Origin of the sequence: Geminisphaera colitermitum TAV2 (assembly GCF_000171235.2) — a bacterium.
GTDB lineage: Bacteria > Verrucomicrobiota > Verrucomicrobiia > Opitutales > Opitutaceae > Geminisphaera > Geminisphaera colitermitum.
In genome coordinates this window covers 36,055-60,731 of the sequence record NZ_ABEA03000099.1, presented here as the reverse complement: position 1 = coordinate 60,731, position 24,677 = coordinate 36,055, and the positions used below count along the sequence as shown (strand labels likewise).

The following is a 24,677-nucleotide window of genomic DNA, read 5'->3' as shown; positions in this document are numbered from 1 at the left end:
GGCGTGTGGTGTTTTGCGTTGGTGTTGCCGTTTACTTGCGAGCGCGAAGGCGGCGGCAGGCAATCGTCGCACCGAGAACAAAGGCTCCGGCAAAGAGAGCAAGAGTGGCGGGTTCGGGAACGATGCTGTTGCCAACTTGGAGGAGTCCGGTGCCGGTGATGAGAGCGGATTCGAAATCGGCCAGACCAGCGGCAATGGAGCCAATCGCGCCCCAGAGTCCGTCAGCTTGCTTGGTGCCGTCAATGTAGAGACCGGCGATGCTTTCAATGACGGTGTTGTCCTTGAAACTGAGGACGAGGCCGGAGTTGTCGGTTGTGTGGAGCCACAGGTTGGTGGTGTCGGTGAGGAAGGTTGCGATGGTGATTGATGCTCCGCTGCCAAGGGTGAGGGTGCCGCCATCGATCTTCACGTCGCCGGTGAAGGCGTTGTTGGCCCCGGTAAGAAAGAGGCGGGATTCGGCGCCGGTCTGGATGATGTCAGTGACGTTGGAGCCGATGGTGCCGTTGATGTAGAGGCCGCGTCCGTTGAAGTTGCCCAATCCCGTGCCGGAGGTGGTGATGGTGCCGGTGTGGTTGACGGAGCCGTTCAGGTAGATGCGCGATCCGGAGCTGGTGCCGCTGACGGTAGTGGTGCTGAGGTCGCCGGTGCCGGTGATGTCGCCAGTGAAGGTGATGGCACTGCCATTGGTGTTGCTGGCAAGGATGGCGAGGTCACGGGCCAGCGTGATGTTGCCGGTAAGGGTGGGGTTGTTGCTGGTGACGCGGATGGAGGCAGTGGCGGCGGCGCTGCCGTTGCCGACAACGTTGATGTTGTTGGTAATCGTTTTGGTGGCGTTGACGTTGAGGGCAACGGCGTAGGTGTTGGCGAGATTGGCGTCGCCGAGCGTGATGTCGCCGGCGCCAAAGCTGCTGCCCGATCCGCTGGCGTGAAGGCTGCCTCGTTGGATGATGGTGCCGCCGGTGTAGTTGTTGTCTCCCGACAGGATGATGGTGTTGGTGTTGATGGTGGAGCCAGTGCCGTTGTTGATGATGAGGCCGCCGTTACCGGAAATCGTGCCGGAAAGCGTGATGTTCGCACCGGTGTTGGTGGAGACAACGAGGTCGCGGTCGAGCGTGATGCTGCCGGAAAAGGTGGGACTCCAACTGCTGGTGGAGAGGGTGGCGGTGCCGGTGCCGACAACATGGATGTTGTTGGCAAATGAACCGGTAGCGCCGGGGTAGGCGACATAATTCAGAGTGACGGCTTTGCCGGTGTTGGCGGCGTCGCCGAGGGTGATGAGGCCCGCGCCGAGGCTGCCGGTTTTGGTGGGTGTGAGGTTGCCGCTTTTGATGGTGACACTGGAAAAGGTGTTCGTTCCGCGAAGGCTGATGGCACCGGAGCCGGTGGAGTCGATGGTGAGGGCGTGGGCACCGGTGAGATTACCCGAAAGGATGAAGGTGTTGGCACTGGCGTTGGAGAGCGTGAGAGCGTCGGCAAGGGTGATGTTGGCGGAGATCGTGTCGCCTTTGCTGGTGCTGCGTTGATTGATTTGCGCGCCAGCACCGCCGTTATTCATGGTCAGAGCGGCTCCCGTGAGCGTAAAGGCGTGGGTGTTGTTGGTGTCGCCAATGTTCAGGATGCCGAGGGTGCGGGCGTTGCTGAGGGTAATGGTGGAAGCGGTAGCGATGTTGGTGTTGATCGTGGCGGTGGCTCCAATGCCATCGGCAAACGCAGTGCCGCCTGACCAGTTGTTGAGATTGTCCCAGTCGGCGGTGGCGGCGGTGGATGTCCAGGTGCCATCCGCAGCAAAGGCGGTTTGGGCAAGGCTCATTGTCGCAGCCAGAATGACTCCGAGGATTTTTTTCGTTTTGAATGAGGTTTTCATGATTTTTGGGTTGTAGTGATTTTTTTGGATACAGGTTTGTTTTTGCTTAATTCGATGTGTGCCGAGGGGGGGGGAGGGATGCGGGAAGAAGGCGGGAGGGGGGCGCTAGTGTTTGTTAGAGTTTTAAGCCTTCGTTGAGTTGTGCGTCGGTGAGGGTTTTGCCGAGCCAGAGGGCAATCTCGTCGATGTCCCCGCCAAAGCTGCCAGCGGGCTGCTCTTTGTAATAACCGCGTCCCGTGCCGCCGATGGTGAAGAGTTGCGATGCCTTGCCTCCGCAACGTGCGCGAGCCGTGGTGCCGCCAAAGAGAAATTTCACTTCTTCAGAACCGGCAGGAGTCAGGTAGATTTTGAAACCGGCGCCTGTCTCCGTTTTTTCCTTACCTTCCTTGTCCTTGTAGAGGACGCGCGCGGGAGACCAGGCGAGCGCGAGTTGATACCATGTGTCGCGCCCCCATTTGATAGGTTCGCTGGTGAATACCTGCGTGGTCGCAATCCATGACTGAAAGACGAGCGACACGGTGCGATTGTCCGCCGCATCGGGCGCACTGACGTAAATCATCCACGGGCGATTGGAATTTCGCGTGGCACCGCCAACCGCCACGACGTTGGCCTCAGCTTTGCCCGGATTGCGCAGCCAGAGTTGGAGCGTGAAACGCGGTGCCCATTCCATGTTGGTTTCCCACGAGAGCGTGTTGACTGCGTTGTTGCTGAAACCGGAAATGGCCGTCCCGGAAACGCCATTCGCCGCGCTGGTGAGCGTTCCATTAACGGTACCCGGATTTCCATGACCGGTGGCATCGACCACTTGTGTGAACGTGCCAGTCGCGCCGGATTCATCGCATTTCCAAAGCAGGGTCATGCCTTCATTGCCCGAATACGCATGCAGCGGCACTGCACTCGCGATTGTCAGGACCAGAGTGGTGAGGAGACTGGAAATAATATGGGTTCTCATAGGCGATGGATTGAATGGGCGAGGGGGGCGCTCCGCAGATGACGGTGCTCACTTTATCAGGAGAGGCGGGGTCGATAAAGGTGGCTTTGCGTATAAAATCTTATATTTTGCGCAAGATCACCTCTCTGTCCGTTCAACGAGTCCAAGCGCATCCGTCACACACACACATCATGCCTCTCGCTCCCCTCCCCCCCCCCCCCTCTGGTCAAACTTCGCTCGATTATGCGCGCGTTGCTTTGCTTGTTGAAACCTCCACGACGTGGGCGCGCTCCATTCTCGATGGCATCAACAACTACCTGCGCAAAGGACACAATTGGCAGATTTTCCTAGAGCCACACGGATCCAACGAAAGCATTCGCATGCCTGCTGGTTGGGTTGGCGAAGGCGTGATTGCCGAAATCAAGGATCTCGGCATGGCGCGCCATTTTGCCTCGCTCAACATTCCGGTCGTCAACCTCTCGCAAGTCACATTTCGCGACATTGCTTTCCCCACCGTCACGAGCGATATCGCCGCCTGCGCACGCATGGCCGGGCGTTACTACTTTGAGCGCGGCTACCAGAATTTCGCCTACTTGCGGCTGGAACGAAATGCGCTGGATGCGCAGCACTCGGCGAATTTTGGCGAATTCGTAACCCAGGCAGGCGGCAGCTTCTTTTCTCTCGGCGTAAAAAACCGCGCGTGGGGCGTGGCGGATTGGAACATGAGCATCAAGGCGCTTGCCGACTGGCTGGCCGGGCTGCCCAAACCGGTGGGGATTTTTTCGTGGGCAATCGGACGCGAGGTCGTGCAGGCGTGCCATCTCGCGGGCCTGCGCATGCCGGAGGAGGTTGCGCTGGTGATGCTGTCGGACGACGAGATTTTTCTGGAGATGTCGCACATCCCGATATCCGGCATCATGCACCCCGGCGAACAGATCGGGCACGAGGCGGCGCAGATGCTCGACGAATTGATGACCGCAGCGAAAAGCAAGAAGCACGCCGCCACATTTTCGGGCAAATCGCAGCCGGCAGCATCGCCACCACCGGTCCGCCTGATCCAACCGCTGGGCGTGAAAACGCGGCAGTCGAGTGACGTGCTGGCGATCACCGACCCGGCTCTGCGCACGGCGATCAGCTATATCCGCCAGAGGGTTGGGGAGCCGTTGCAGGTGGACGATGTGGCACGCCAGGCGGGTATCTCTCGACGTTCACTTGAACAAAAATTTGCCAAAACGCTGGAACGAAGCCCGGCGGACTACATTCGCGACGCACACTTGGCGCGGGCCAAGGACTTGCTGCGTGAAACCACGCTGCCGATTCCGCAGGTGGCCGACGCCGCCGGTTTTTCATCGCCCGAATACATGGCGCAGCTTTTCCGCGCCAAGCTGGGCGAGTCGCCTCTGCGGTATCGGAAAAAAATTACAATGCGATGAAACAGATGACGCGACGAAATCAGCCTCAGCCGGAAGAAGAAGAGGGGAGGAGGGAACGAGAGGCGGGGAGAGAACAATCAGTTTTTGCGCAAATTCTAAGTAAAAATGCGCAAGTTCGCTTGGTCTGCATACAGGTAAAATGGTATCTTGATGGCACATCTTTCTTCCGATTCTTCCTATCCATCCCCCCTCTCTGTTTCCAATGCCATGAAAACATCCCCCATCCTCCCAATTCCACGAAATCTCCATCGCTCGGCCTTCACACTCATCGAATTACTCACCGTCATCGCCATCATCGGTGTGCTTGCGGGGATATTGCTGCCAGTGGTCGGACGCGTGCGAGACTCGGCGCGCGCCGCGCAATGCACATCGAACATGAGACAGATCGGGCAAGCTGTGCACTTATTCATAAACGACAACAAGGGACTGGCTCCCCCGGCATTTTACAAACAACAGCATCTCGTCTGGACTTATCTGGCTCCCTACATCGGTAAAAAACCGGCAAATCAGCGATATGCTCTTCGTTGTCCAAATCTTGAGAAGGTCCACCCGACTTATACCAGCGGAACGGCAAACCGCACCTGCTATGGGTGGAACGGAAATTTTAGTCTTGCGCCAGGTAATGACACATTTCGAAGGGTTACGGACGACTACCCCTACAGTCAGGTGGTTCTCATGTGGGATAGTCCGCAAAAGACGAGTAACGATGGCGGTTTCCCTGCCAATGGAAGCAATGGATCATTCGTAACGTTTGCATTCTGGCACGGAAACAAAGCCAATGTGCTGTTGCTGGATGGCCATGTAGGGAAAGTTGGAATCGGCCCTGCCGGGATCAGCAACAATAACAACGGATCAACCAAAGATTACTCAGCGCCGAATGCCCCTAACGGCTTCCCCCGATACGAATGGAGCATCAGCAAATATCCCAGCGTCCCCGGATATAACCCGTAAAGAGCCAGTGTTATGGGCAGAGTCCCGATGAATTTCTCCGCCGATTCACCCTGTCATAGCAGGTGAGCGCACATCACTTTTTGCACATCGCCTATCAGGAAAAGCGGCTTCTCTGCGCGGGCGCTACTTGGCTGTTGTGATGCGATTCCCGGTTTCCATTGACCGGGTGTGCATCACATTTCAACCACGCAAACCCACATGGCTAAAATCACGCTCATCGGCGCAGGCTCCGTTGTCTTCGCCAAAAACCTCGTCTCCGACATCCTCCAGTTCCCCGAACTCAGCGACTCCACGATCAGCCTCATGGACATCGATCCGGCGCGCCTTGAAACCGCACGCGTCATGGTCGAACGCATCATTCGCAAACTCGGTGTTCGCGCCCGCGTCGAAGCCACCGCCGACCGACGCAAGGCCATCGCCGGCGCCAAATATGTCATCTGCACCATCCAGGTCGGCGGATACAAGCCCGGCACTGTCATTGATTTTGAAATACCACGCAAATACGGCCTCCTCCAGACCATCGGCGACACCCTCGGCGTTGGCGGCGTGTTTCGCGGACTTCGCACCATCCCCAAGATTCTCGAAATCGCGCGCGACATCGCGGAAGTCGGCGCGCCCGGCTGCACCTTCCTCAACTACACCAACCCCATGGCCATGCTCTGCATGGCCGTCGATCACGCCCTCGACGGCGCCGTCCCCACCGTCGGCCTCTGCCACAGCGTGCAAGGCACCAGCCAGCAACTCGCCGGCTACGCCGGACTCGACTACGAGCACGTCACCTACCGGGTCGCCGGCATCAACCACATGGCGTTCTTCCTCGATTTCAAATACCGCGGCCAAGACGCCTACCCGCTCCTTTTCCAACTCCTCGAAAATCCGTCCTTCCACCAGGACAAAGTCCGCTTCGAGATGATGCGTCGCCTCGGCTATTTCGTCACCGAATCCTCCGAACACCAAAGCGAATACAACCCGCACTTCATCCATCACGGCCAGGAAATCATCAAACAATTCGACATCCCCATCGACGAATACCTGCGCCGCTGCGAGTCGATCATCGCCACTTGGAAAAAAGCCGAGGCCGAACTCATCGGCGACGACGGCGACATCATCGTCAACCCGCAGACCCACGAATACGGCTCCTTCATCATCCACTCAATGGAGACCAACACCCCGCGCGTCATCTACGGCAACGTCCCCAACCGCGCCCTCATCACCAACCTCCCCCACCGCAGTTGCGTGGAACTCCCCGTGCTCGTCGATGCGCAGGGCCTGCAACCCACGCACATCGGCGACCTGCCTCCGCAACTCGCCGCCATCTGCCGCACCAACATCAACGTGCAGGAACTCACCGTCGCCGCCGCGCTCACCGGCAAGCGCGAACACATCTACCACGCCGTGATGACCGACCCACACGCCGCCGCCACCCTCACCCTCGACAAAATCTGGGCCATGTGCGACGACCTCATCGAGGCGCACCAGAAAGCCGGCCTGCTCGGCGAATTCACCCCCGCGATCCGCAACACCGGACGCACCCGCACCGGCACCGGGGACAAGGTCATCGTGTCGCTCGCGCCCACCAAAACCCTCGCGGCCATCGACGGCTCGGCGATCGAATTTGAACTCACCGCCACCAACCACGGCGACACCGCCTTCGACGGCACGCTCGCGCTCGTCTCCGAACCCGTGGCGCTAAAAACCGCCGCCAGTCTCGCGCTCAAAGTCGGCGCAGGCAAAACCGTCGCGCGCAAAATCAAACTGCAGCCCGTGTCCGCCGCGAAGTCATTTGCCGTGCGTGCGATTCCTTCGACGCCCGACGCCCGTGTATTCAGCAAAGACTACGTGTTCAAGGAACGCCGCATCGTGCGCAACGCCGCCGCCAAGGACGGCGCGCCCATCGAAGTGCGCTTCATGGACAACAAACTCCTCACCGGACAACTCAGGCTCACCGGCTCCACACTCACGATCGATGGCCGCGTCATCGACACCGCGGTCAAAATCTCCGAAAACAGTCCCTGGACGGCCTCAACCATTGAGTTGTTTGTCCGTCCCGAGCACGGTGCCGGCGGCACGAAGCAATTCTTCCTGCTCCCGCGCGAAAAAGGCATCACGGTTCTCGACCGCGAACGCCGCGCGATCAAGCCCGCGACCGGCTCATTCAAGGTGCGCATCGACAAGGGCGGCTATGATTTCTCGCTCCGTTTCGATCTCGCGGCGGCGGACGTCGAAGTCCTCGCGTCTGCATCGAACAAAAAGGCCGGCGCGTTTTATCTCGATCTGGTTGTGGCGGCGGGCGCGCTCGGCGACGCCCACGGAGCCTGCCGCGTGGGCTGGAACGGCAGGACCGACAGTTCCTCCGCCTCGTCTCACTACGCACTCGTCATGCCGGAGTAAGGCTCCGCGCAGACTCCCTTTGGAGGGCGGGTCTCCCGACCCGCCAGACGCGGCAAAGCCGCGCCATCCGGAATTGCGACGCTTCGCGCCGTCGGCGAGTCAGGAGACCCGCCCTCCTCAAGGGCTGTTGCCTTTGACAAGCCCCTCAATCCGGGCCGTGTAACAAGCGGCGTCGAGCGGCAGGGAGACCGGGCGATGCTCCAGCGCGGAGAGGAGCATGGCGTTGGCAAGCTCAAGCGAACCAATGCCGTCGGCGCCCGGAGCGAGCCCAGGCGCGCCCGGTTCAAGAATCGTCGTCACAAAATCAGACATAAGCGCGATGTGCTGCGCATGTTCCCCGTGCCGGTGATGCGGCTCCACGGTTGCCAGAGAAAAGCGTTCGATGATTTCGCTGACCGCTGGCCGTCCAAAAACCTCCGGCGTTTCCCGGCAAAAAGCAGAGACCTGCGCACTTGTTTTTTGCCAGCGCAGAGTCCGGTTTTCGACCGTGACGAGGCCGTTGTCCGCGAAAACTTCCAGACGATTGACGCCAGGAGCCTCGCCTGTGGAGGCCGTGAAGATGCCAGTGGCTCCGTGTTGTGATCCACTATTCGGATACGCAATAAAAACGCTGATGTCATCCTCCACCTCGATGTCGTGATAGCGCCCGAAGCAGGCGTGCGCGTGGACGCTCGCGGGCATTCCGAAAATCCACTGCAACAGATCCAGATTGTGCGGACACTGGTTGAGGAGCAGTCCGCCGCCCTCGCCCGCCCAAGTGCCGCGCCAAGCGGCGGTTCGATAATACGCCTGGGTGCGAAACCAGTCTGTAACCGTCCAGGCGATACGATGCACCGCGCCGAGTTCACCGCCGCGCACAAGCTGGCGCACGCGTTGATAGAGCGGATCGGTGCGCTGGTTGAGCATCACCCCAAAGCGTCCGGGAGCACACGCCGCCACATCGAGCAGACGGCGGGCGTCGGCGACGTGGACGCCGAGCGGTTTTTCCATGAGCAGGTGAAGGCCGGCACGCAGCACTTGGATGCCGAGTTCGACATGCGACGGATGCGGCGTGGCGACGATCACGAGATCGGCGATGGATTTTCCTGTAGCGAGAAGTTCGGCAGGCGTGGCGAAGCCGGCGGCGTCTGGAAAAAGCGCGCGACGCGAGGCGTCGGCATCGCACACGGCGGCGAGACGCAGGCGCGGCACTGCGCCGGAGAGGACGGCGCAGGCGTGGGCCTGGCCGATGTTTCCGAGTCCGATAATGGCGAGACGCAACATGGCGAAACGGGAGGAAGAGGTTATGCGTGTGTGTGTGGGGGGGGGGGGGGGAGGAGAGCATCAGGCGCGGGTCCAGTCGAACACGAGCGAGAAGTGCGCAGACGGGTTGTCACGAAGATTCCGATACGCCTGAACCGCGTCGCAGAAATCAACAGGAGAGTCGATGAAGTGGCGCGAGTTGATCTGCCCGCCGCGAATGGCTTCGACGGTTTTCTGGCGGTCCTCCACACCGCGATCTTTGGGCGCAATGATCGTAATGCCCTCGCCGGGCACAAACTTGAAGGGATCAAGCGTGACCGGTTCGCGGTAGGTGGCTTGCATGACGAGGCGGGGCCAGTTGCCGCCGTAGTAGTGCATCGGGTCGCCATGCGACTGCGGTTTTTTGCGCAGGAGACGATACGCGAGGAGCACGCCGCGCGTGCTGCCGGAGCTTTCTATAACAATGTCCGCGCCGCCTCCGTAGAGGAACGCTTGCAGGCGGGACTCGGCGTGTTCGTCGGCGGCGGACACGGCGGCGCTGACACCGCGTGCTCGTGCGCGGTCGAGACGGTTTTTGTCTATGTCGGTGACGACGACCCGACAGCCGCGCGCCTGCAACCAGGCGGCGGAATACGCGCCAATGATGCCCTGACCGATCACGACGGCGGTTTCGCCCGGCCGGGGCGCCGCGCCTTCGACACCGCGCAGGCTGATGGCGGAGGTTTCGACGATGGCGTAATCGAGCGGATCGGCCCCGGCGGGGAGCAGCACGGGGCGTCCACTGCCGAGCGTGGAACTGATATGCGCACTGGCCTGCCCACCCCAGCAGGCGGAGGCGCCTTCGAGTCGATTGTGGGCGCGACTGGATACAAGGTCGCCGACACGGAAGCCGGTCGCGCGTTCTCCGACACGCGTCACTTCGCCAACCACGGAATAGCCAGGGATCAGCGGAAAGGGGGCCTTGTTCTGATAAAATCCGGTCAGGGCGCGCAGTTCCGATCCGGTGGAGACCATTGTGTAGAGGGTGCGAATTTCGATGTCGTCGGGTCCGCATTCTCCGAGCGCGAAATCGCCGATGCGGATGTCATCTGGGCCATGAAAGACGATTGCCTTGACGGGTTGGGTTTTCATGCGGCTGACGTTTGCGGTGGCGGTATAAGACCGACAACGAAGGCGTTACCGATCACGATCAGTAAGCTTGCGGGACAAACAAAACACACCGATTCTCATAGGCTTTGGACGCCATGCCCAACCAACGCGAAATTGCCCGGCATCTCGGCCTCGCCCAATCCACGGTATCGATGGCTCTGCGCAACGATCCCACGATCCCGCGCGAGACATGCGCCCGCGTGCAAGCGGCGGCGGCACGGCTCGGATATCGTCCCAATCCGATGGTCGCCTCGCTCATGGAGCACATCCGCGCCGGGCGGCGGGTTGAGGAACGCGCCTGCATCGCCATTTTAGTGGACGCGGCATCGGAGGCGGAGTGGCTGCGCGGCGGCGGACTCGGCGGGCAAACCTACCGGCTGCAATATCAAGGCTACCGCGAACAGGCCGCCTTGCGGGGCTACCGCACGGAGTGTTTTTTTCTGCGCGCACCGGGCATGACGGCGGCACGGCTTGACCGGATTTTCGCCGCGCGCGGCATCGCGGGCGTCATTCTGGCGGCCCCGAAAAGAAAGGACACGCCCCCGCCTTCATTGCGCTGGGAGCGGTATGCTTGCGCCACGCTTAGTTACTCGTGGCAACATCCGACGGTGGACCGGGCCTCCACGCATTTCCGGCATGCGGCCGATGTAGTTTTTTACAAACTACAAAAATTCGGTTACCGTCGCCCCGGCATGTGCCTGCCAACCGAGTCGGTGGACGGAGTGGATTCCAACTGGAAGGCGGGCTTCCTGCTCTGGCAGGACCGGCAGCGGACATTGCCGGGACGCAACCGGGTGCCCCTGTTTGCCGGGCGTCCAGGCCCGACGCCGCTGTCCGAATTTCGTGCGTGGCTGGAGCATTGGAAGCCCGACGTGCTCGTGGGTCTCATCGGACACGAGCGGGAATGGCTCGACACGCTCGGCCTGCGCGTGCCCGGTGACATTGCGATGGTATGCCTGAATCGTCCCATTGATCCGACGCCGTATGCGGGGATTGACGAAAACAACATCACGGTTGGCGCGATGGTGTGCGACATGGTCGCCAACAAACTCCTGCTCAACGAACGTGGCCTGCCGGTGCGCCCCAAGACGATCCTGATCGAAGGCGACTGGTTCGATGGCGAAACGTTGCCCGCACGATGTTGAGAGCCGCTCCAATGCCGGTTTGCAACGTCAGCCAAATTCCCGCCCCCCCCCCCCCCGGTGGTTGCGTGTGTTCCTTCCGGCTATGTTTTTCCGGGCAACGTTTCTCCGTCGATCCAGTCGCCCTTGATATGCACCGTCTGGCTGTGTTTCGGGAAACCGTGCTCGTTGTGCGTGAGCTGATTGACGACCACGTCGCACAGCGTTTCACCGACCTTTCCGTTATTCTCATCGACTCCGGAAAAAATCGAACCGCGGGGACGGTTCACGCAGACGACAGCCAGTTGCCTGAAACTCAACCCCAAGGCATCAACCCACTGCATCTCCTCTCCCCACAAACAAAGCAACGCATCCGGGTTCCACTGCTTTCGCCAAGTGACAAATTCTTCCAACGTTGTGTCTCTTGGAGACCCCAGAAGCGGAGCCAGCCGCTGCCCCGGCGGCACCCAAAGCTGGCAGGCGAGATAAGAGCCAAGCCACTCTTTGATGTGGTGGGGCAAAAGCGCGGTCTTCGGAAGCACGAGTCCGATACGCTTGTATCCTTTTCCCATGACACGCTGGAAGGCCAGCATCATGTTGCGGTAACTGTCAGTGCACACGCAGTCGATGCCATAGCTGTTGTAGATTTCCATCGGCGTGGCGCAGGAGTAGTGATCCCAGTCGAAAGCGTGCCGGTTCTCCTCAAAAAACCCCTCCGAGCAATTTCCGATAATGACTCCCCGGATGCCGCGGGTGGCGAGTATCCGGTTGACCCGTTCCCCGCTCATACCGCCGGCCTTCGTAAAAAACCGCTCCACACGATAACCCCGCAACTGGGCGCGCTGGTTCAAGTGTTCCCACCAGATGCGGAAGACCTCGTGCGAATTCACCCTTTCCTTCCAACCCACATCGGAAACCAGCGCCAGGCAACCTTGTCCCGGCGTCGTCCGCCCCGAGTGGATGCTGGCCATCAATGCCGTGACATACGGGTGGGCGCGGTAGCCCATTTCCTTCGCCGCGTTCAGCACGAGCGTCCGCGTCTCAGGAGTGACCAGCGGGCTGTTTCGCAAGGCCCGCGAAACCGTTGTCTGTGCCAGCCCGAGGTGTTTTGCGAGGGCGCGTTGATTGGGCATGAGCGCAGACCGTCTGCCGTGAATGACTCGTGAGTCAAACCGAATCAATTGCCACCCGCCCGCCGCTCTGAAAGCTCCGGCGAACGACATTGCAACAGCAGTTCCATCCCGACTTTCCGACTACGCCAACCTCCCCCCCCCCCCCCCCCCCGCGCCCTTGTGCAAACACACGCCATGCAAACAAAATCCCGTTTGATAACATCCTCAGCAACACGTCCGGCGGCCTTTACCTTGATCGAACTCCTCACCGTCATCGCGATCATCGGCATCCTTGCGGCGATCATCATCCCCACCGTCGGACGGGTGCGCCGCAGCGCCGCCGACGCCGCCTGCATGAGCAACATCCGCCAGTTGACCACCGCCTACCTCATGTTTCTCAACGATTACAACATGAAGCCCATGCCCGCCTACATCGGCTCCTCCAACCCCAATCAGTGGGAATCTTTGGCGGAGGGAAATAACTCGGGAGCCTTCGTTTTGCTGCGCTACTATTACAAACCCGGGCCACGCTACATTTGGACCACCAACGGCCAGTGGATCGTTGAAAAAGTGGAACATTGCCCGGCGGGACGGATGACCGACCTCACGCGCACGCACCTGCCTGTGGGAAGCAACTACAGTAACATCGACTACGGAGTGCGCGAAAATGGCGGCGGTCAAACAAGCTATGCCCACCACACCGCCCCCTCGCGCACGCCGCTTTTGTGGGACGGGTTGTCCTCAAATTGGACCCAATGGGGCGGTGCCAATCAAAAAGTTGTTCCGCTGCGCCACTCCGGAGGCAAGGCGATCAATTGTGGTTTTCTGGACGGCCATGCCGAGCGTATCCTTCAAGACGATACAGACGGACGCCTTTTCATGTCATGGTGGGACCACGCCACGAGCAAGCCGGAGCCCGACAACTCCAAACTCCGCGACGGCGTGAAAATCGGCGTCACCCAAATCCCCTCAAGCTGATTCCCCGCCCCAGCCAATCCCCCCTCCCCCCCCCCCCCTGCCCTGCCCTCTTCAAACACTCAAAATACGCAAAACCATGAAGCCACTCACGCCACTGCTAAGCGGAGCCCTAGTCACAACTGCCCTGTTTATCCTCGGCATTACATCCTGCCCGGCCGCAACCGTCGTCGCCTGGGGTGACTCGCTGACCTACGGCACGGGGGCCGATAACCCCGCTGCTGGCGAAAAACATTATCGGAAATGGTTCGCTGAATTCAGCGGAGCGACCGTCATCAACAAAGGTGTCGGCGGCGAAGGCTCCGGCCAAATCAGAACCCGCCTCATCGCTCCGGAAGCCGAAGAACTTCGGAAGGAGTTCACCATAATCTGGGCCGGAAACAACAACCCCGACTCCACAGACAAATGGGTGCAGCGCCACATTGCGGAAATGGTCGCCGCCCTCCCGCATCAAAATTACCTCATCGTTGGCGTCATCAACCGCTCGACCGCGCCCTCTGGCAGCACAACGTGGAACAACATCAACGTCATCAACGCTGACCTGAAAGCGACCTATGGCGCTCACTTTGTTGATGTCCGCCCGCTGCTTGTTTCGTCCTACAACCAAAACGTGGCGCAAGATGTGATCGATTACGGAAACGACGTTGTCCCCTCCTCGCTGCGCACCGACACCATCCACCTCAACACCGAGGGCTACCGGATCGTCGCGCAGGCGATCTACAACTCGTATCTGACCATGATCCCCGAACCCGCGGCCAGCGCGGCCATTGTTGGCGCGGTGGCTTTTTCCGCGCTCCTTTTCGTCCACAAAAAGAAAGGACGACGTGCCTGATGACTCGTGAGTCAATTCGACCACATTGCGACCCGCCTCAATCCTCCGCCAGCGTCCGTTTTGTTTCCCAACCCTGAATCCGCTCCATCCAAAATCAACCCAACCAAACCCATGAAAACGCAAATCTGCTCCGCCTCCTCCCGCACCGTGCGTGCGTTCGCCGCGACTGTCGCCTGCCTCCTGTCCTTCGCCGGAATCAATGCCTCTGCCCAAACCAAATTGATCGACGAAAACTTCAGCAACGGCTTCCCGGCGGACTGGTCTCGCATTGGCCCCGCCTCCCAACCCACGGTCGAATCAGGCGAATTGCGATGGAGCTACGCTCCCACGGCCGTCGCCGCGAATTTCACTTCGGTGACATTGGCGAATGCCAACGACTACATCGAAGCCAGCTATTCAGTCCGCTACACAACGCTCAACGTGGCAGGAACTGTCACAACCGGAGCGTCACTGGCACTCTACAACTCGAACGGAACTCCCGTGACGGTAAACGCCACGGACGACAAAGGCTACAAGGCTTACAAGGCGTTTGATGTCGGAGCAGCCGGAGTCCCGGCAACCGCCAACGATCTGGCGCTCTTCTCAAACAACCAGTTCTCGCAACTCCGCTGGTCGAGCGCCGGGAACACCGAGATCGCGGGCGTTGCGAGCGGCAGTCCCACCGCGTTGAACACGACTTACAGCATCGGTCTGAGAATCGAACGCCTCGCCAACGACGGCCTGTCCATCACCTACTCGTTTGGGGCTCTCAGCAAAACCCACACCGTGGTGTCGACGAGTGTCCTGACTTACACGTTCGACGAGATCAGCCTCAACCTGTTCGCCGGAGACAACCCCGGAGTCGGCTTTCTCGACAACGTGCTGGTCACGACCAACGTCGGCGGTGCCATTCCTGAACCCTCGACCTATGCGCTCATCCTGTCCGCTGCCCTCGCGCTCGTTGCCTGCCACCTGCGCCGCCGCCGCTGAATCCCTCCAGAAATTACACAGAGGGCAATGAGGTAGCACAGAGGTTGGGGTGTTCCAAAAGCAGATTGATCAACGGGAGTCGTTGTGACCTCCCCGCTCTCTGCGTTCACTCCCCGCCCTCTGTGTAATTTTAGGCACACCCTTAATTCGTAACTCTTAAAAACCATGGCGTTTCCCTCCCGGCGTTTGTTTCTCCCGTTTTGCGGACTCTGTCTCGTTGCGGGCGGACTCGCCTCCGTCCCGCTGTGCGCTGACACCGCCCTGCGCCACACCGTCGAACTCCCGCGCGTCTGGAAAGTCCAGCCCGCCACCTCGCCCGAAGTTGCGCCCGCCGTTGCGGATTGGGGAAACAGCGCGACGGGCTCATGGAAAGACGGCGTCAGTCGCCAGGGCACAAGCTGGCAATCGGCCGGTCTCCGCGACATCCATTCCCTGTGGTTCGAGCAGGAAATCACCCTGCCCGCCGACTGGCGTGGCAAAAGCCTCGCGGCCGATTTTCGCCGCATCGAAGGCGACGCCATCATCTTTCTCAACGGCCACCGCGTCGCCGAACTCCTGCGCCCCGGCGGCGAAATCGACCTCACGCAATTCGCCGACTTCGGCGGACGCAACACCCTGCGCGTGTATCTGACACGCAACTACACCGGAATCTCGCGCAACTACGAACAGGACGTGCTGCGCCACTACGTGCGCACCCGGCAAAAACTCCCCATGACCGACTGGGGCCTCGGCATCACCGCTCCCGTCACCCTCACTGCGAGGTCCGCCACCGCCGCCGTCACCGACATCTTCGTAAAAACCTCGTGGCGAAAAAAACAACTCGCCATCGAAATCGAAATCGCAGCCGGCCAGCCCGCGCAAAACGTGCGGGCGACTGCCACCATTTACGACGCCGGTAACAAAACCGTCCTCACACTCTCCAGTGACCCGCTGACCCTGCCGCCGGGCCGCTCCGTCCACACCCTTTCCGCCCCTTGGGCCGATCCCATTCCCTGGGAACTCGACCAGCCCACTCTCTACACCGCAAAAATCCGCCTCGAAGCCGCCGGCACCCCCATTGATGCGCCGCCGCCCGTGACCTTCGGATTCCGCGAAATCTGGACCGAGGGCAACCAACTCCTCATGAACGGCCATCCCTCCCGCTGGCGGCTCACCGAAATCTACGGCGCGAACAAACACGGCCTCTCCCTGTATCGACTTCTTGGCTACAACGTCGGCCAGATCCAGCCCCACGGCGACCTCTGGTGGTGCGGACGCTGGGCGTCGGAGACACCAATCTTTGACGAAGAACTGCTCTCCGAGATGGACCGCCTCGGCATGGGCGTCACCCTGCCTGTACCGTCCGTCTCCTATCTGCGCGAAAATTTTCACAAAGAAGGCGTCGCCCAGGCCTACGAACGCGAAACCGCCTACCACCTCAAAAAATACCGCAACCACCCCTCGATCCTCGCCTGGGTCGTGGCGATCAACAGCTACGTGCCCAAAAACGCCATCGAACCCGAAAAAATGGGCATTCGGGAAACGAACCCGCGCGGCCAGGCCAAGGTCATCAACGACGCCGTTGCCATTCTCCACAAGCAGGACTCCACGCGCCTCGCCTTTGCCCATGCCGACGGCAGCACCGGCGACATCTCCACCGCCAACACCTATCTCAATTTTGTCCCGCTCCAGGAACGCGAAGAGTGGCCCAAAGCCTGGGCAACACAGGGCGACATGCCGTATTCGGCGGTCGAGTTTGGCGCGCCCTTTTCCGCCAATTATTGGAAAGGTAAACAATTTCTCCTCACCGAATACCTCGCCATGTATCTCGGCGACCAAGCCTACCTCGACGAAAAGGAGGACGCTCTCAAAAACACAATCGACTACGCCCTGCTCAACCAGAACGGCTTCGGCAAATGGGGAAAAATCGACCTCTCCCTGTATCCGAAATACAATGACTTTCTGGGTTTCTTTGTCCGCAACACCAACCGCGCATGGCGCACCTGGGGGATCAACGCCGGCTGGCTCTACTGGCTGATTGGCGAACGCTACGGGCACCCAAACCTCACGCTGGACGTCGATGCCTACGAAAAACTCAACTACAACTTCCTGACCGCCCCCCTCACCGAAAAACCCTCGTGGGCCAATGCCAACTTCGACATCTTCCAGCAGGCCAACCAACCCCTCCTCGTTTATCTCGCGGGCGCGCCAGTCTTCACCGACAAGACCCACGCCTTCCACGCCGGGGAAAACGTGAAGAAGCAGATCGCCACCATCTGGGATGGCGCCGTCCCGACGACTGTCACCGCGAAATGGATACTAAAAAACACCGCGCAGGGCGGGAGCATTCTCGCCACCGGCAGTGAAAAAATCACTCTCGCCACCGGCGAAATCCGCCTGACTCCCTTCAGCATTGATCTTCCCAAAGACATCAGCCGCCGCACTCCGTTGTCGCTGGAACTCACCGCCGCGCAGGACGGCAAAATCGTCGCGCAAGACACCTTGACCATCGAAGTCTTTCCGCCTGCCGCGCCCCTCACGCCCCCCCTCCGTATCGCCCTCCACGACCCGCGCGGCAAATCCGCCGCCGACCTGAAAAAACTGGGTATCAACCCGCGTCTCTGGACACCCGGCTCCTCCCCCCTCCCCCCCCCCCCCGACATCGACCTGCTCATCATCGGACGCGAGGCGATCATCCCCGGCGAACCGCTGCCTTGGCGCGCCGCCGACATCCGCGACGGCCTGCGCGTTCTCGTCCTCGAACAACACCCGCTCGCCTGGCGCTCGCTCGGATTCGACACCATCGAAACCATGCCCCGCCACATTTTTGCCCGCGACCAAACCAGCCCCCTCTTCAACGGCCTCGAAGCCGCCGACCTCATCAACTGGCGCGGCTCCCCCGATCTGTTGCCCGAAGGCGAGCAAGTCGTTTCCTCCGACGCGCCCCACGCGCCCAAATGGACCAACCGCCACGCCGTGGCCTCCGTCGCCCTGCGCACGCCGCAAGTGGCGGGCTTTACCCCGCTCGCCGAAGCCGAGTTCGACCTCGCCTATTCGCCCCTCCTGCAATGGCGCGACGGCAAGGGACACATTTATTTCAGCACCCTCGATTTCAGCAAGCGCATCGGTATCGACCCCGCCGCTACATTGCTCGCCCGCAACCTGATCGAGACTGCCGCCACCACAACCGCAAACGCGACATCAACCCGTCCGGTGTATTCACTCATTGGTGACGAGGATAAGACGCTGCTCAACAAACTCGGCATCGAAGCCATCAACGGATTCCCGACATCCGAAGACGCCGCCACGAACGCTCTCCTCATCGTTGGACGCGACGCCACCACGACACCCGCCACCGCAGAACGCATCCACGCGTTTGCAAACGCGGGCGGAACCGTCCTGCACCTCGACCGCCTCGCGACGGAATTAAACACCGCCGGACTCCGCACCTCCACCCGCACCGTTTACCGCGCCGTGCCGGATGCATCAGCGCCCCTCCTGCGCGGCATCGGCCCCAACCTCCTCCGCTGGCAGGACGCGCTGAAGGTAAACGCCTTCACTCCCGATAACGATAACGCATCTGCCCAAACCCGCGTGCTGGCCGACGGCCTCATCCTTGAACGGCGCATCGGGCAAGGCCGCAAAATCTATCTTCAAGTTCACCCCTCCATGTTGGAAAACCGCCACGCCAACGACTCCGATCGCCGCGAAGCCACCCAACTCAGCGTCCAGCGCCTCCACCGTCTCATCGCGCAACTCCTCACCAACCTCGGCGCCACCCCCTCCCCTGCAATATCGAGCCGTCTGGCCATTGCCCCCAAAGCCCCCTCCATGAGCACGCTCGGCTCGTGGCGCGTGATGGGACCGCAACACACCGCGCAAACCCGCGCCGCCCGAATCCTCGGCGAAACATTTCCCGGTGAGTGGGTCGCCATTCAGGGCGCCGAAAACCCCAACACCCTTCACAAACGCGCCGATGGCGCGACGCTCGACTGGAGACGCACAATCGAAGCCCGCAAGGATGGTTTTGTTGACCTTGCCGAAGCCCTCGGCGGCGCGAAACACGGCCACGTTGCCTACGCGACCCGCGCCATCAGCAGCGACCGCGACCAGACCGTGACACTCCTCCTCGGCGTCGATTACTGGATGCAAGTCTGGGTCAACGGACGCTCCATACTCAAAGTGGACGAAGCCCACGGCACACCCGTTCCCAATGCCTTCAAAGTCAAAGTCCCTCTCAAAAAAGGGAAAAACATCATCACCCTCAAAGTCGCCTCCGGCACCAACGGTTTCGGCTTCTGGTGCCAGTTGCAGACCGACGACGACGCCCCTACCGCCGCCGCCGCGCCCGGACAGGACGCCGTGCCAAACGTCAAATTTTACACCGACCCCTTCCGCATATTCGACCCCTACCTGTTCACCTACTGGTAGTCTCCAATCCCTCCCCCCCCCCCCCCCGCCCACGCTCTCCTCTCCAACACCACGCACACATGAAAACCAGAATCATCCGAACAACAGGCAGCCTCGCCGCCATCCTGCTCAGCCTCCTCACCGCCGCCGCCGTTCCTGCCGCAAGCGCAGCCGAACCCGTTGCCGAAAAAATCATCGTCAAAGACAGCTTCAACGCCGGTCGGGAAAACTGGGAATGGAGCGGCAGTATCAATCAAGGCGGACTCATCCTCACCGCCCCCAACGCAAAACAATGGGCCGGCGCGCAAACACTCCTCAAAACCTCGCCAACCCTTCCCGCCAGCGAAGCGCAGGCCCTGCGTCTCCACCTCACCATCGAGCAACTCGACAACGCCGCGGAAGGGAAAACCAACGCCGAGGCCCGCCTCTTTTTTCTCCCTGCTCCCTTGAAAAACCCATCCTTTGCCGACCCCTTCGGCGAGCCCGACGCATTGACCCTTTTGATTTCCGCCAACACCGATCGAGGCACGCTCTCGCTCAACCTCTTTCGCAAAACCGGTCAGGCCAAAGGCGGTTACGGCGACAAACTCTATGAGGCCACGCTTCCACTCGGCAGCTTCCCGCTAACGCTCGACTGGTATCTTTCCCTCACCGGCTACAAGCTCAACCTGACCCCCAAGGCCCAGTCGGTGGACGGCTCCCGCGAAGGAGCCTGGACGCTGGCCGGCACACCCCTGGCCGGGCAACTGCGCTACGTCATGCGCGCCGTCAACATCGCTGACAACGTGCAATCCCGGCTGCGCCTCTCCGATTTCTCCCTCACACACACCACGATCCCGGAATAAACGCCGCCCCTCCCCCCCCTCCCCCTCCCCCCCCTCCGCCCGAACGCCACTCCACGAAATGCAACCAGACGAGTATCCAAACCTAAACTACATCGGAAAACTTAAGAACAGAAAGAGCACCGAAATCCGTTCTTCCCGGCTCGGAGTCGGCTTTGAATGCCTCGACCGCGACATGTGGGACGCCAATCAGGCGTGGCCCGTCCTCAACGACCTCGGCGTCAAATGGGCGCGAGTCCAGACCGGCTGGGCCAAGACCGAAAAACAGCCCGGCTCCTACGACTTCGCCTGGCTCGACGACATCGTGGACAAACTCATCGAGCGCGGCGTCACGCCCTGGCTCAGTTTCAGCTACGGCAACCCGCTCTACACCGAAACCACGAATCCCGCCGGAGTCGGTTTCCCACCGGTCCGCACGCCGCGCGAACGTCGCGCATGGCAGGATTACATCCGCGCGCTCGTCACCCACTTCCGCGACCGCATCACCCATTACGAAATCTGGAACGAACCCGATCTCCTCAGCTTTTGGAAACCCCTCGCCAAAGCCTCCGAATACGCAGATTTCGTCCGGCTCTCCGCCCTTGCCATCCGCGAAAAGCAACCCGCTGCAAAAATCATTGGCGGCGCCATCGCCTGGGGCATGACACCGTGGAGCATCAAGTTCCTCGAAGACTGCTTCAGGCACGGCATGGCCGAGCACATCGACATTGTAAGCTATCACGGATACAAATCCGTTCCCGAGCGTCACAGCACGCAGGAGTTTCCGGCGTTCCGGCATCTGCTGAATAAATACAAACCGTCTCTCATCTCGTGGCAGGGCGAAGCGGGCGTGCAGTCCCACGTGCCCGAGCGGGCGAAGGGCGTGGGCGCGCTCTCGACCATGAAAGCCAGCGAGTCGATCCAGGCCCGCATGTTGCTGCGCCGCTTCCTGCTCGAACTGGGCAACGACTGCGCGATGAGCAGCTATTTTCACATGGCCGATTTTGCCCACTACGCCGAGTTCAAGGAGACCTTCCACTACGGGCTCATCCGGCTTGAGGACGGCACGCCCAAGCCCGCCTACCGTGCGATGCAATCCCTTGCCACGCTCCTGTGCGATCCCCTCGAAGTCGCCCATGGCCGGACGTCCTGCCACATGAGCATCCTCTCCGACACGAATGATCCCCGCGCGACCAAAGTGGCGACCTGGCAGGTCAACTTCATTCGCGGCAACGTCCCTGTGCATGCCTGGTGGCTGCCGACCTCAGTGGAGGACGACCCCGTCCTTCAGCAAATGGAAATGACCTGGTGGCTCGAAGCCGGCCTGCACCTTGAGAACCCCGTGCTCATTGATCCGTTGACGCAACGGGTTTACTCCACGCATTTCGAGATGGACCGCCGCACTTGTGCCGAGACGTGGATGCAACCCGACCCTGACGCCGAGGGCGTCCGCGTCTTCAAACCCCTGCCGATCAGCAACACTCCGCTGATCCTCACCGACCGCTCCATCGTCGAGATCGCCCAATCTGCATAGTGGACAATGCAAATGACGAAGCGACGGTTTTTGAGACCGTCGCTCCGTGTAACTTCAGACCTTAACAAACGCGGGCAGAGCGGCGTCGGACAACCAGTGCCACGGACAACGCCAGACCACCGATGATCGCGACCCAGGTGGCAGGCTCGGGGACGACAGTGGCACTCAGGGTGAACGAGAGTTTTTCGTAATACTCCGAACCGGGCAGCACGAAACCGTTGATACCGTTCACGGGACTGGACAGCGAAGCAACATAACCAGGCGTGTTGGTGTCGAGCGCCAGCGTGGAAACGACCACGCCATCGCGCAGGAAAAGAACCGAGACATCGTAGAGAAAATTGTCGTCCAGATCGAGCGTCGTGGAAAACGCCGTCAGGTCATACAACTGATCAAACGAGATGATAACCGGGCCATCATAGGCGAAAAGTGCGTTGCCGCCCGCCGTGTTGCCATCGTCGAGGATCGACACGGGATAGTCGTCATCGATCTCGGTGTCGATGATCCACTTGGTGACCTCGGTGCCGAACACGTCGTCCTCGTCGGCATAGATGGTTTCGTAGATGCTCTTCGCGTTGTTGAATGAAACGGAAACCGGCTGCGCGCCCGGAGAAAATACGCCGGTCGGCAACGCGTTGAAATCGAAATTCAACGAGTAGGTCTGGGCGCTGGCGGACGTGATCGCTCCGGCGGCGGAAAGTAATGCCATGGCGGATACCGAGGCAAGGATGCGGAATTGTGTGGTTGTCATGTGAAGTGAATGAAAAATCGTTGGAGTTTTGCGACGCCCCATATGGAGTGCGGCGATTCATCGCCGCTTTGGACGGCGGGATTTATCACGCCGCCTTCCGGCAGAGGCAGGGCGATGAATCGCCCTGCCCAAAGCAGAACTGAAGTTCCGCACTCCATATCGGTGATGTCTCTGTGGATGCGATGTGGATGGAAACGGAGAACGTCGGTTCAGTTGGTCGCGCCGCCGAGCGCGGCCTGCATTGCGAGGAAGAAGACGTCGGTGTTGTCCACCACGCCCCGGAAGAGGCTGGAGGCGCGTCCGGTGGCGGTGAGCGGGATGTCGGAGCCGGTGTGCACGGCCTGGCTGCCGGGCACCTGGCCAGTGATAAGGAAACCGCCGGCGGTGTCGCGCGAGGTGGGCGTGGTGTCAGGCGAGGCGTTGGTCAGCCAGTCCTCGTAACGGTCGCAGTTGGCGGCGTAGCCGATGAGCATGCGGTTGTCGATGTCAGTAGTTTCTGGATACCCGTCGAGTTCGTTCATTTCGTACCAGGGGAATTTGGCGGCCTCGTAGGTGCCAACGATGGCGTTGGAGCTGGTGCCGTTCTGCGAACGGGCGACAAGCTCGGCGTTGCTCACGGTGGAGGCGCCGATGATGTTGACGCCGGCGCATTCATGGTCGGCGGTCACGATGATGAGCGTGTCGGGATTTTGCTCGGCAAAGCGTTTGGCGACGCCGATGGCTTTGTCGAATTCGATGGTGTCGGTTATCCAACGCTCGGTGTCCATGTTGTGCGCCTGCTTGTCGATCGAGGCGCCCTCGACCATGAGGACGAAGCCCTTGCTGTTTTTGGACAATACCTTGAGGGCGGCATCCGTCATTTCTTCGAGCAGCGGCTGGTCGGGATACCCGTGGGTGTTGACCACGGTGGCGTTGCCGCGGCGACCGTCGATCTTGTCCTTGGCCACGCTCATGTTGGAGAGAGCGAAGAGGCCGAGGAGCTTGTCGGGCGTGCCTGCGGCGAAGGTGTTGTCGAGGTCGGTTTTGGTGGGCACGTAGGTGAAACCGGCGTCCTCAAAATCCCCGATGAGATCGCGGATTGCGTTCACGCTCGCGCGTTGCGGGATGTTCCAGCCGGTGGCGAGTTCCGACCCGATAACTGCGCCGGTGCCGGCGGTGCGACCGGAGCCTGTGGTGGTGGAGGGAATGAACCATTTGAGGCCGCCGCCGAGGAGCACGCGGAGGTCGGACTTGTCGACTTGTTCGTCAAGATAGCCGTCGCAAATGCCGGTGCCGGCGGCGCGGTTCTGAGTATGACTGCCGAAGGCGCCGGGCGTGGCGTCAAATACGTCGGCGGTGGTGACAATGCCGAGTGACTTCTGGCGGGTACGGGCGAGGAATTCGCCAATGAGTTCGATGCGGGGATTGTCAAACGCATCGGTCGTGTCATCGGGAAACACGCCCTGTTGGTTATTGTTGCCCTTGTTGCCGGTCGAGTAACAGGCGGCACCGGGCGCGGAGTCGGTGATGATGGAGTTGAGCGAGGCGGTGCGCACGAGCGCAACCGAGGGCATGTCGTCCATTTCGAGCGGGGCGAGGCTTTTGCCGGAGAGCACGCCGCGATACATGATGCGGGCGGCGGAGCGATGCGCGATGCCCATGCCGTCGCCAATCATGAAGATGATGTTCTTGGCGACGCGGCCTTTGCTGGTGGTGCCGATGATCTCAAACGTTCCGGTGGCGGTAACCGTGCCGGTGACGGTGACGCCATTGCTCTGCTCGGCGGTGACGGTGAGCGTGCGCACGCCGGCCTTGGTGTTTTGGTAGGCGCGCAGTGTGGGGGCCACGGTGCCGTCGGGCAGGCCGACGACGTCGCACGGGATGAGCGTGACATTGGCAACGCCACCCGGGGCCTCGCCTGCCTCGGTGCTGCCGACCACCACGCCATCGACGGCAAAGGTGGCCTTGGTGATGGTGCTGCCCGTGTCCGGCTGCACCGTGGCCTGGAGATCGAAGCGTTGTCCGGCGAGGAAACGGGAAACCTGCGGGATGTCGGAGCCGGAGAGTGCGTTGCTAAACAACAGGCTGGGCGGCGTGAGTCGTGACACGACAGGCGCGGCCTGAATGACGGCGGGCGTCAGGACGGAGGCGACCAGCGCCGCGCCTGCCAGCGCACGCAAGAGGGTGGCGGCGGCGGGTGTGGTTATTGTGGTGGTTGTGGTGTTCTTCATGTGGA

Annotated in this window: 17 protein-coding genes and 1 pseudogene; 11 read left to right on the top strand and 7 right to left on the bottom strand. The window is 60.8% G+C overall.

All coding sequences use genetic code 11. The features are described 5' to 3' along the window. Positions 1–31: 31 nt before the first annotated feature. Together OBACDRAFT_RS30700 and OBACDRAFT_RS11635 are read right to left on the bottom strand one after the other, a co-directional pair. The gene (locus tag OBACDRAFT_RS30700) at positions 32–1,864 is read right to left on the bottom strand and encodes an autotransporter-associated beta strand repeat-containing protein (protein ID WP_043585797.1); all 1,833 of its coding nucleotides are present in this window, start codon (positions 1,862–1,864) and stop codon (positions 32–34) included. A 115-nt stretch (positions 1,865–1,979) separates the two neighbouring features. Next, the gene (locus OBACDRAFT_RS11635) at positions 1,980–2,816 is read right to left on the bottom strand and encodes a hypothetical protein (RefSeq protein ID WP_043585796.1); all 837 of its coding nucleotides are present in this window, start codon (positions 2,814–2,816) and stop codon (positions 1,980–1,982) included. Positions 2,817–2,986: 170 nt separating this feature from the next. Between OBACDRAFT_RS11635 and OBACDRAFT_RS11630 the strand changes: the two genes are divergently transcribed. From OBACDRAFT_RS11630 to melA, 3 genes and pseudogenes are all read left to right on the top strand, one after another. After that, positions 2,987–4,228 (top strand): AraC family transcriptional regulator, encoded by a 1,242-nt coding sequence (locus OBACDRAFT_RS11630; RefSeq protein WP_043585794.1) that lies wholly within the window; start codon positions 2,987–2,989, stop codon positions 4,226–4,228. 207 nt (positions 4,229–4,435) lie between these two features. Beyond that, positions 4,436–5,179 carry a prepilin-type N-terminal cleavage/methylation domain-containing protein gene (locus OBACDRAFT_RS26530; protein ID WP_081721982.1) on the top strand — a complete coding sequence of 248 codons (744 nt, stop codon included), beginning with the start codon at positions 4,436–4,438 and terminating at the stop codon, positions 5,177–5,179. A gap of 198 nt (positions 5,180–5,377) precedes the next feature. Continuing rightward, positions 5,378–6,655 (top strand): annotated as a pseudogene (gene melA, locus OBACDRAFT_RS31350) (alpha-galactosidase); the annotation flags it as partial. A 1,032-nt stretch (positions 6,656–7,687) separates the two neighbouring features. On the opposite strand, the gene OBACDRAFT_RS11620 reads toward melA, so the two are convergent. Beyond that, complete coding sequence (locus OBACDRAFT_RS11620) at positions 7,688–8,833, bottom strand: Gfo/Idh/MocA family protein (RefSeq protein WP_052361783.1); 1,146 nt, start codon at positions 8,831–8,833, stop codon at positions 7,688–7,690. Positions 8,834–8,893: 60 nt separating this feature from the next. Next, the gene (locus tag OBACDRAFT_RS11615; protein WP_043585790.1) at positions 8,894–9,943 is read right to left on the bottom strand and encodes a zinc-dependent alcohol dehydrogenase; all 1,050 of its coding nucleotides are present in this window, start codon (positions 9,941–9,943) and stop codon (positions 8,894–8,896) included. A gap of 113 nt (positions 9,944–10,056) precedes the next feature. Between OBACDRAFT_RS11615 and OBACDRAFT_RS11610 the strand changes: the two genes are divergently transcribed. Beyond that, positions 10,057–11,106, top strand: a complete 1,050-nt coding sequence (locus OBACDRAFT_RS11610; RefSeq protein WP_043585789.1) for a LacI family DNA-binding transcriptional regulator — start codon at positions 10,057–10,059, stop codon at positions 11,104–11,106. An 80-nt stretch (positions 11,107–11,186) separates the two neighbouring features. Here OBACDRAFT_RS11610 and OBACDRAFT_RS11605 read toward each other — a convergent pair whose 3' ends face one another. Further along, positions 11,187–12,215: a LacI family DNA-binding transcriptional regulator gene (locus OBACDRAFT_RS11605; protein ID WP_043585787.1), complete on the bottom strand. Its 1,029-nt coding sequence runs from the start codon at positions 12,213–12,215 to the stop codon at positions 11,187–11,189. Positions 12,216–12,237: 22 nt separating this feature from the next. On the opposite strand from OBACDRAFT_RS11605, the gene OBACDRAFT_RS28890 reads away from it, so the two are divergent. The 7 genes from OBACDRAFT_RS28890 to OBACDRAFT_RS11575 all read left to right on the top strand — a co-directional run bounded on the left by OBACDRAFT_RS28890 (position 12,238) and on the right by OBACDRAFT_RS11575 (position 21,714). Then, the gene (locus tag OBACDRAFT_RS28890; protein ID WP_198529889.1) at positions 12,238–12,411 is read left to right on the top strand and encodes a hypothetical protein; all 174 of its coding nucleotides are present in this window, start codon (positions 12,238–12,240) and stop codon (positions 12,409–12,411) included. Next, positions 12,390–13,172: a type II secretion system protein gene (locus OBACDRAFT_RS11600; RefSeq protein ID WP_081722000.1), complete on the top strand. Its 783-nt coding sequence runs from the start codon at positions 12,390–12,392 to the stop codon at positions 13,170–13,172. The genes OBACDRAFT_RS28890 and OBACDRAFT_RS11600 overlap by 22 nt, the downstream gene beginning before the upstream one ends. 76 nt (positions 13,173–13,248) lie before the next feature. Beyond that, entirely contained in the window at positions 13,249–14,001 is a 753-nt protein-coding gene (locus OBACDRAFT_RS25295; RefSeq protein WP_052361779.1) for an SGNH/GDSL hydrolase family protein, read from the top strand. A 111-nt stretch (positions 14,002–14,112) separates the two neighbouring features. Beyond that, positions 14,113–14,970 (top strand): PEP-CTERM sorting domain-containing protein, encoded by an 858-nt coding sequence (locus OBACDRAFT_RS11590; protein ID WP_157837035.1) that lies wholly within the window; start codon positions 14,113–14,115, stop codon positions 14,968–14,970. A 165-nt stretch (positions 14,971–15,135) separates the two neighbouring features. Beyond that, entirely contained in the window at positions 15,136–19,380 is a 4,245-nt protein-coding gene (locus tag OBACDRAFT_RS11585; protein ID WP_043585783.1) for a glycoside hydrolase family 2 protein, read from the top strand. A gap of 59 nt (positions 19,381–19,439) precedes the next feature. After that, positions 19,440–20,204: a hypothetical protein gene (locus tag OBACDRAFT_RS11580; protein WP_043585781.1), complete on the top strand. Its 765-nt coding sequence runs from the start codon at positions 19,440–19,442 to the stop codon at positions 20,202–20,204. A gap of 58 nt (positions 20,205–20,262) precedes the next feature. Further along, the gene (locus OBACDRAFT_RS11575; protein ID WP_043585779.1) at positions 20,263–21,714 is read left to right on the top strand and encodes a GH39 family glycosyl hydrolase; all 1,452 of its coding nucleotides are present in this window, start codon (positions 20,263–20,265) and stop codon (positions 21,712–21,714) included. A gap of 61 nt (positions 21,715–21,775) precedes the next feature. Here OBACDRAFT_RS11575 and OBACDRAFT_RS11570 read toward each other — a convergent pair whose 3' ends face one another. Continuing rightward, positions 21,776–22,462, bottom strand: coding sequence for a PEP-CTERM sorting domain-containing protein (locus OBACDRAFT_RS11570; protein ID WP_043585777.1), 687 nt, complete (start codon positions 22,460–22,462; stop codon positions 21,776–21,778). A 209-nt stretch (positions 22,463–22,671) separates the two neighbouring features. Beyond that, positions 22,672–24,672, bottom strand: a complete 2,001-nt coding sequence (locus tag OBACDRAFT_RS11565) for an alkaline phosphatase (RefSeq protein ID WP_088179299.1) — start codon at positions 24,670–24,672, stop codon at positions 22,672–22,674. Positions 24,673–24,677: the final 5 nt, after the last annotated feature.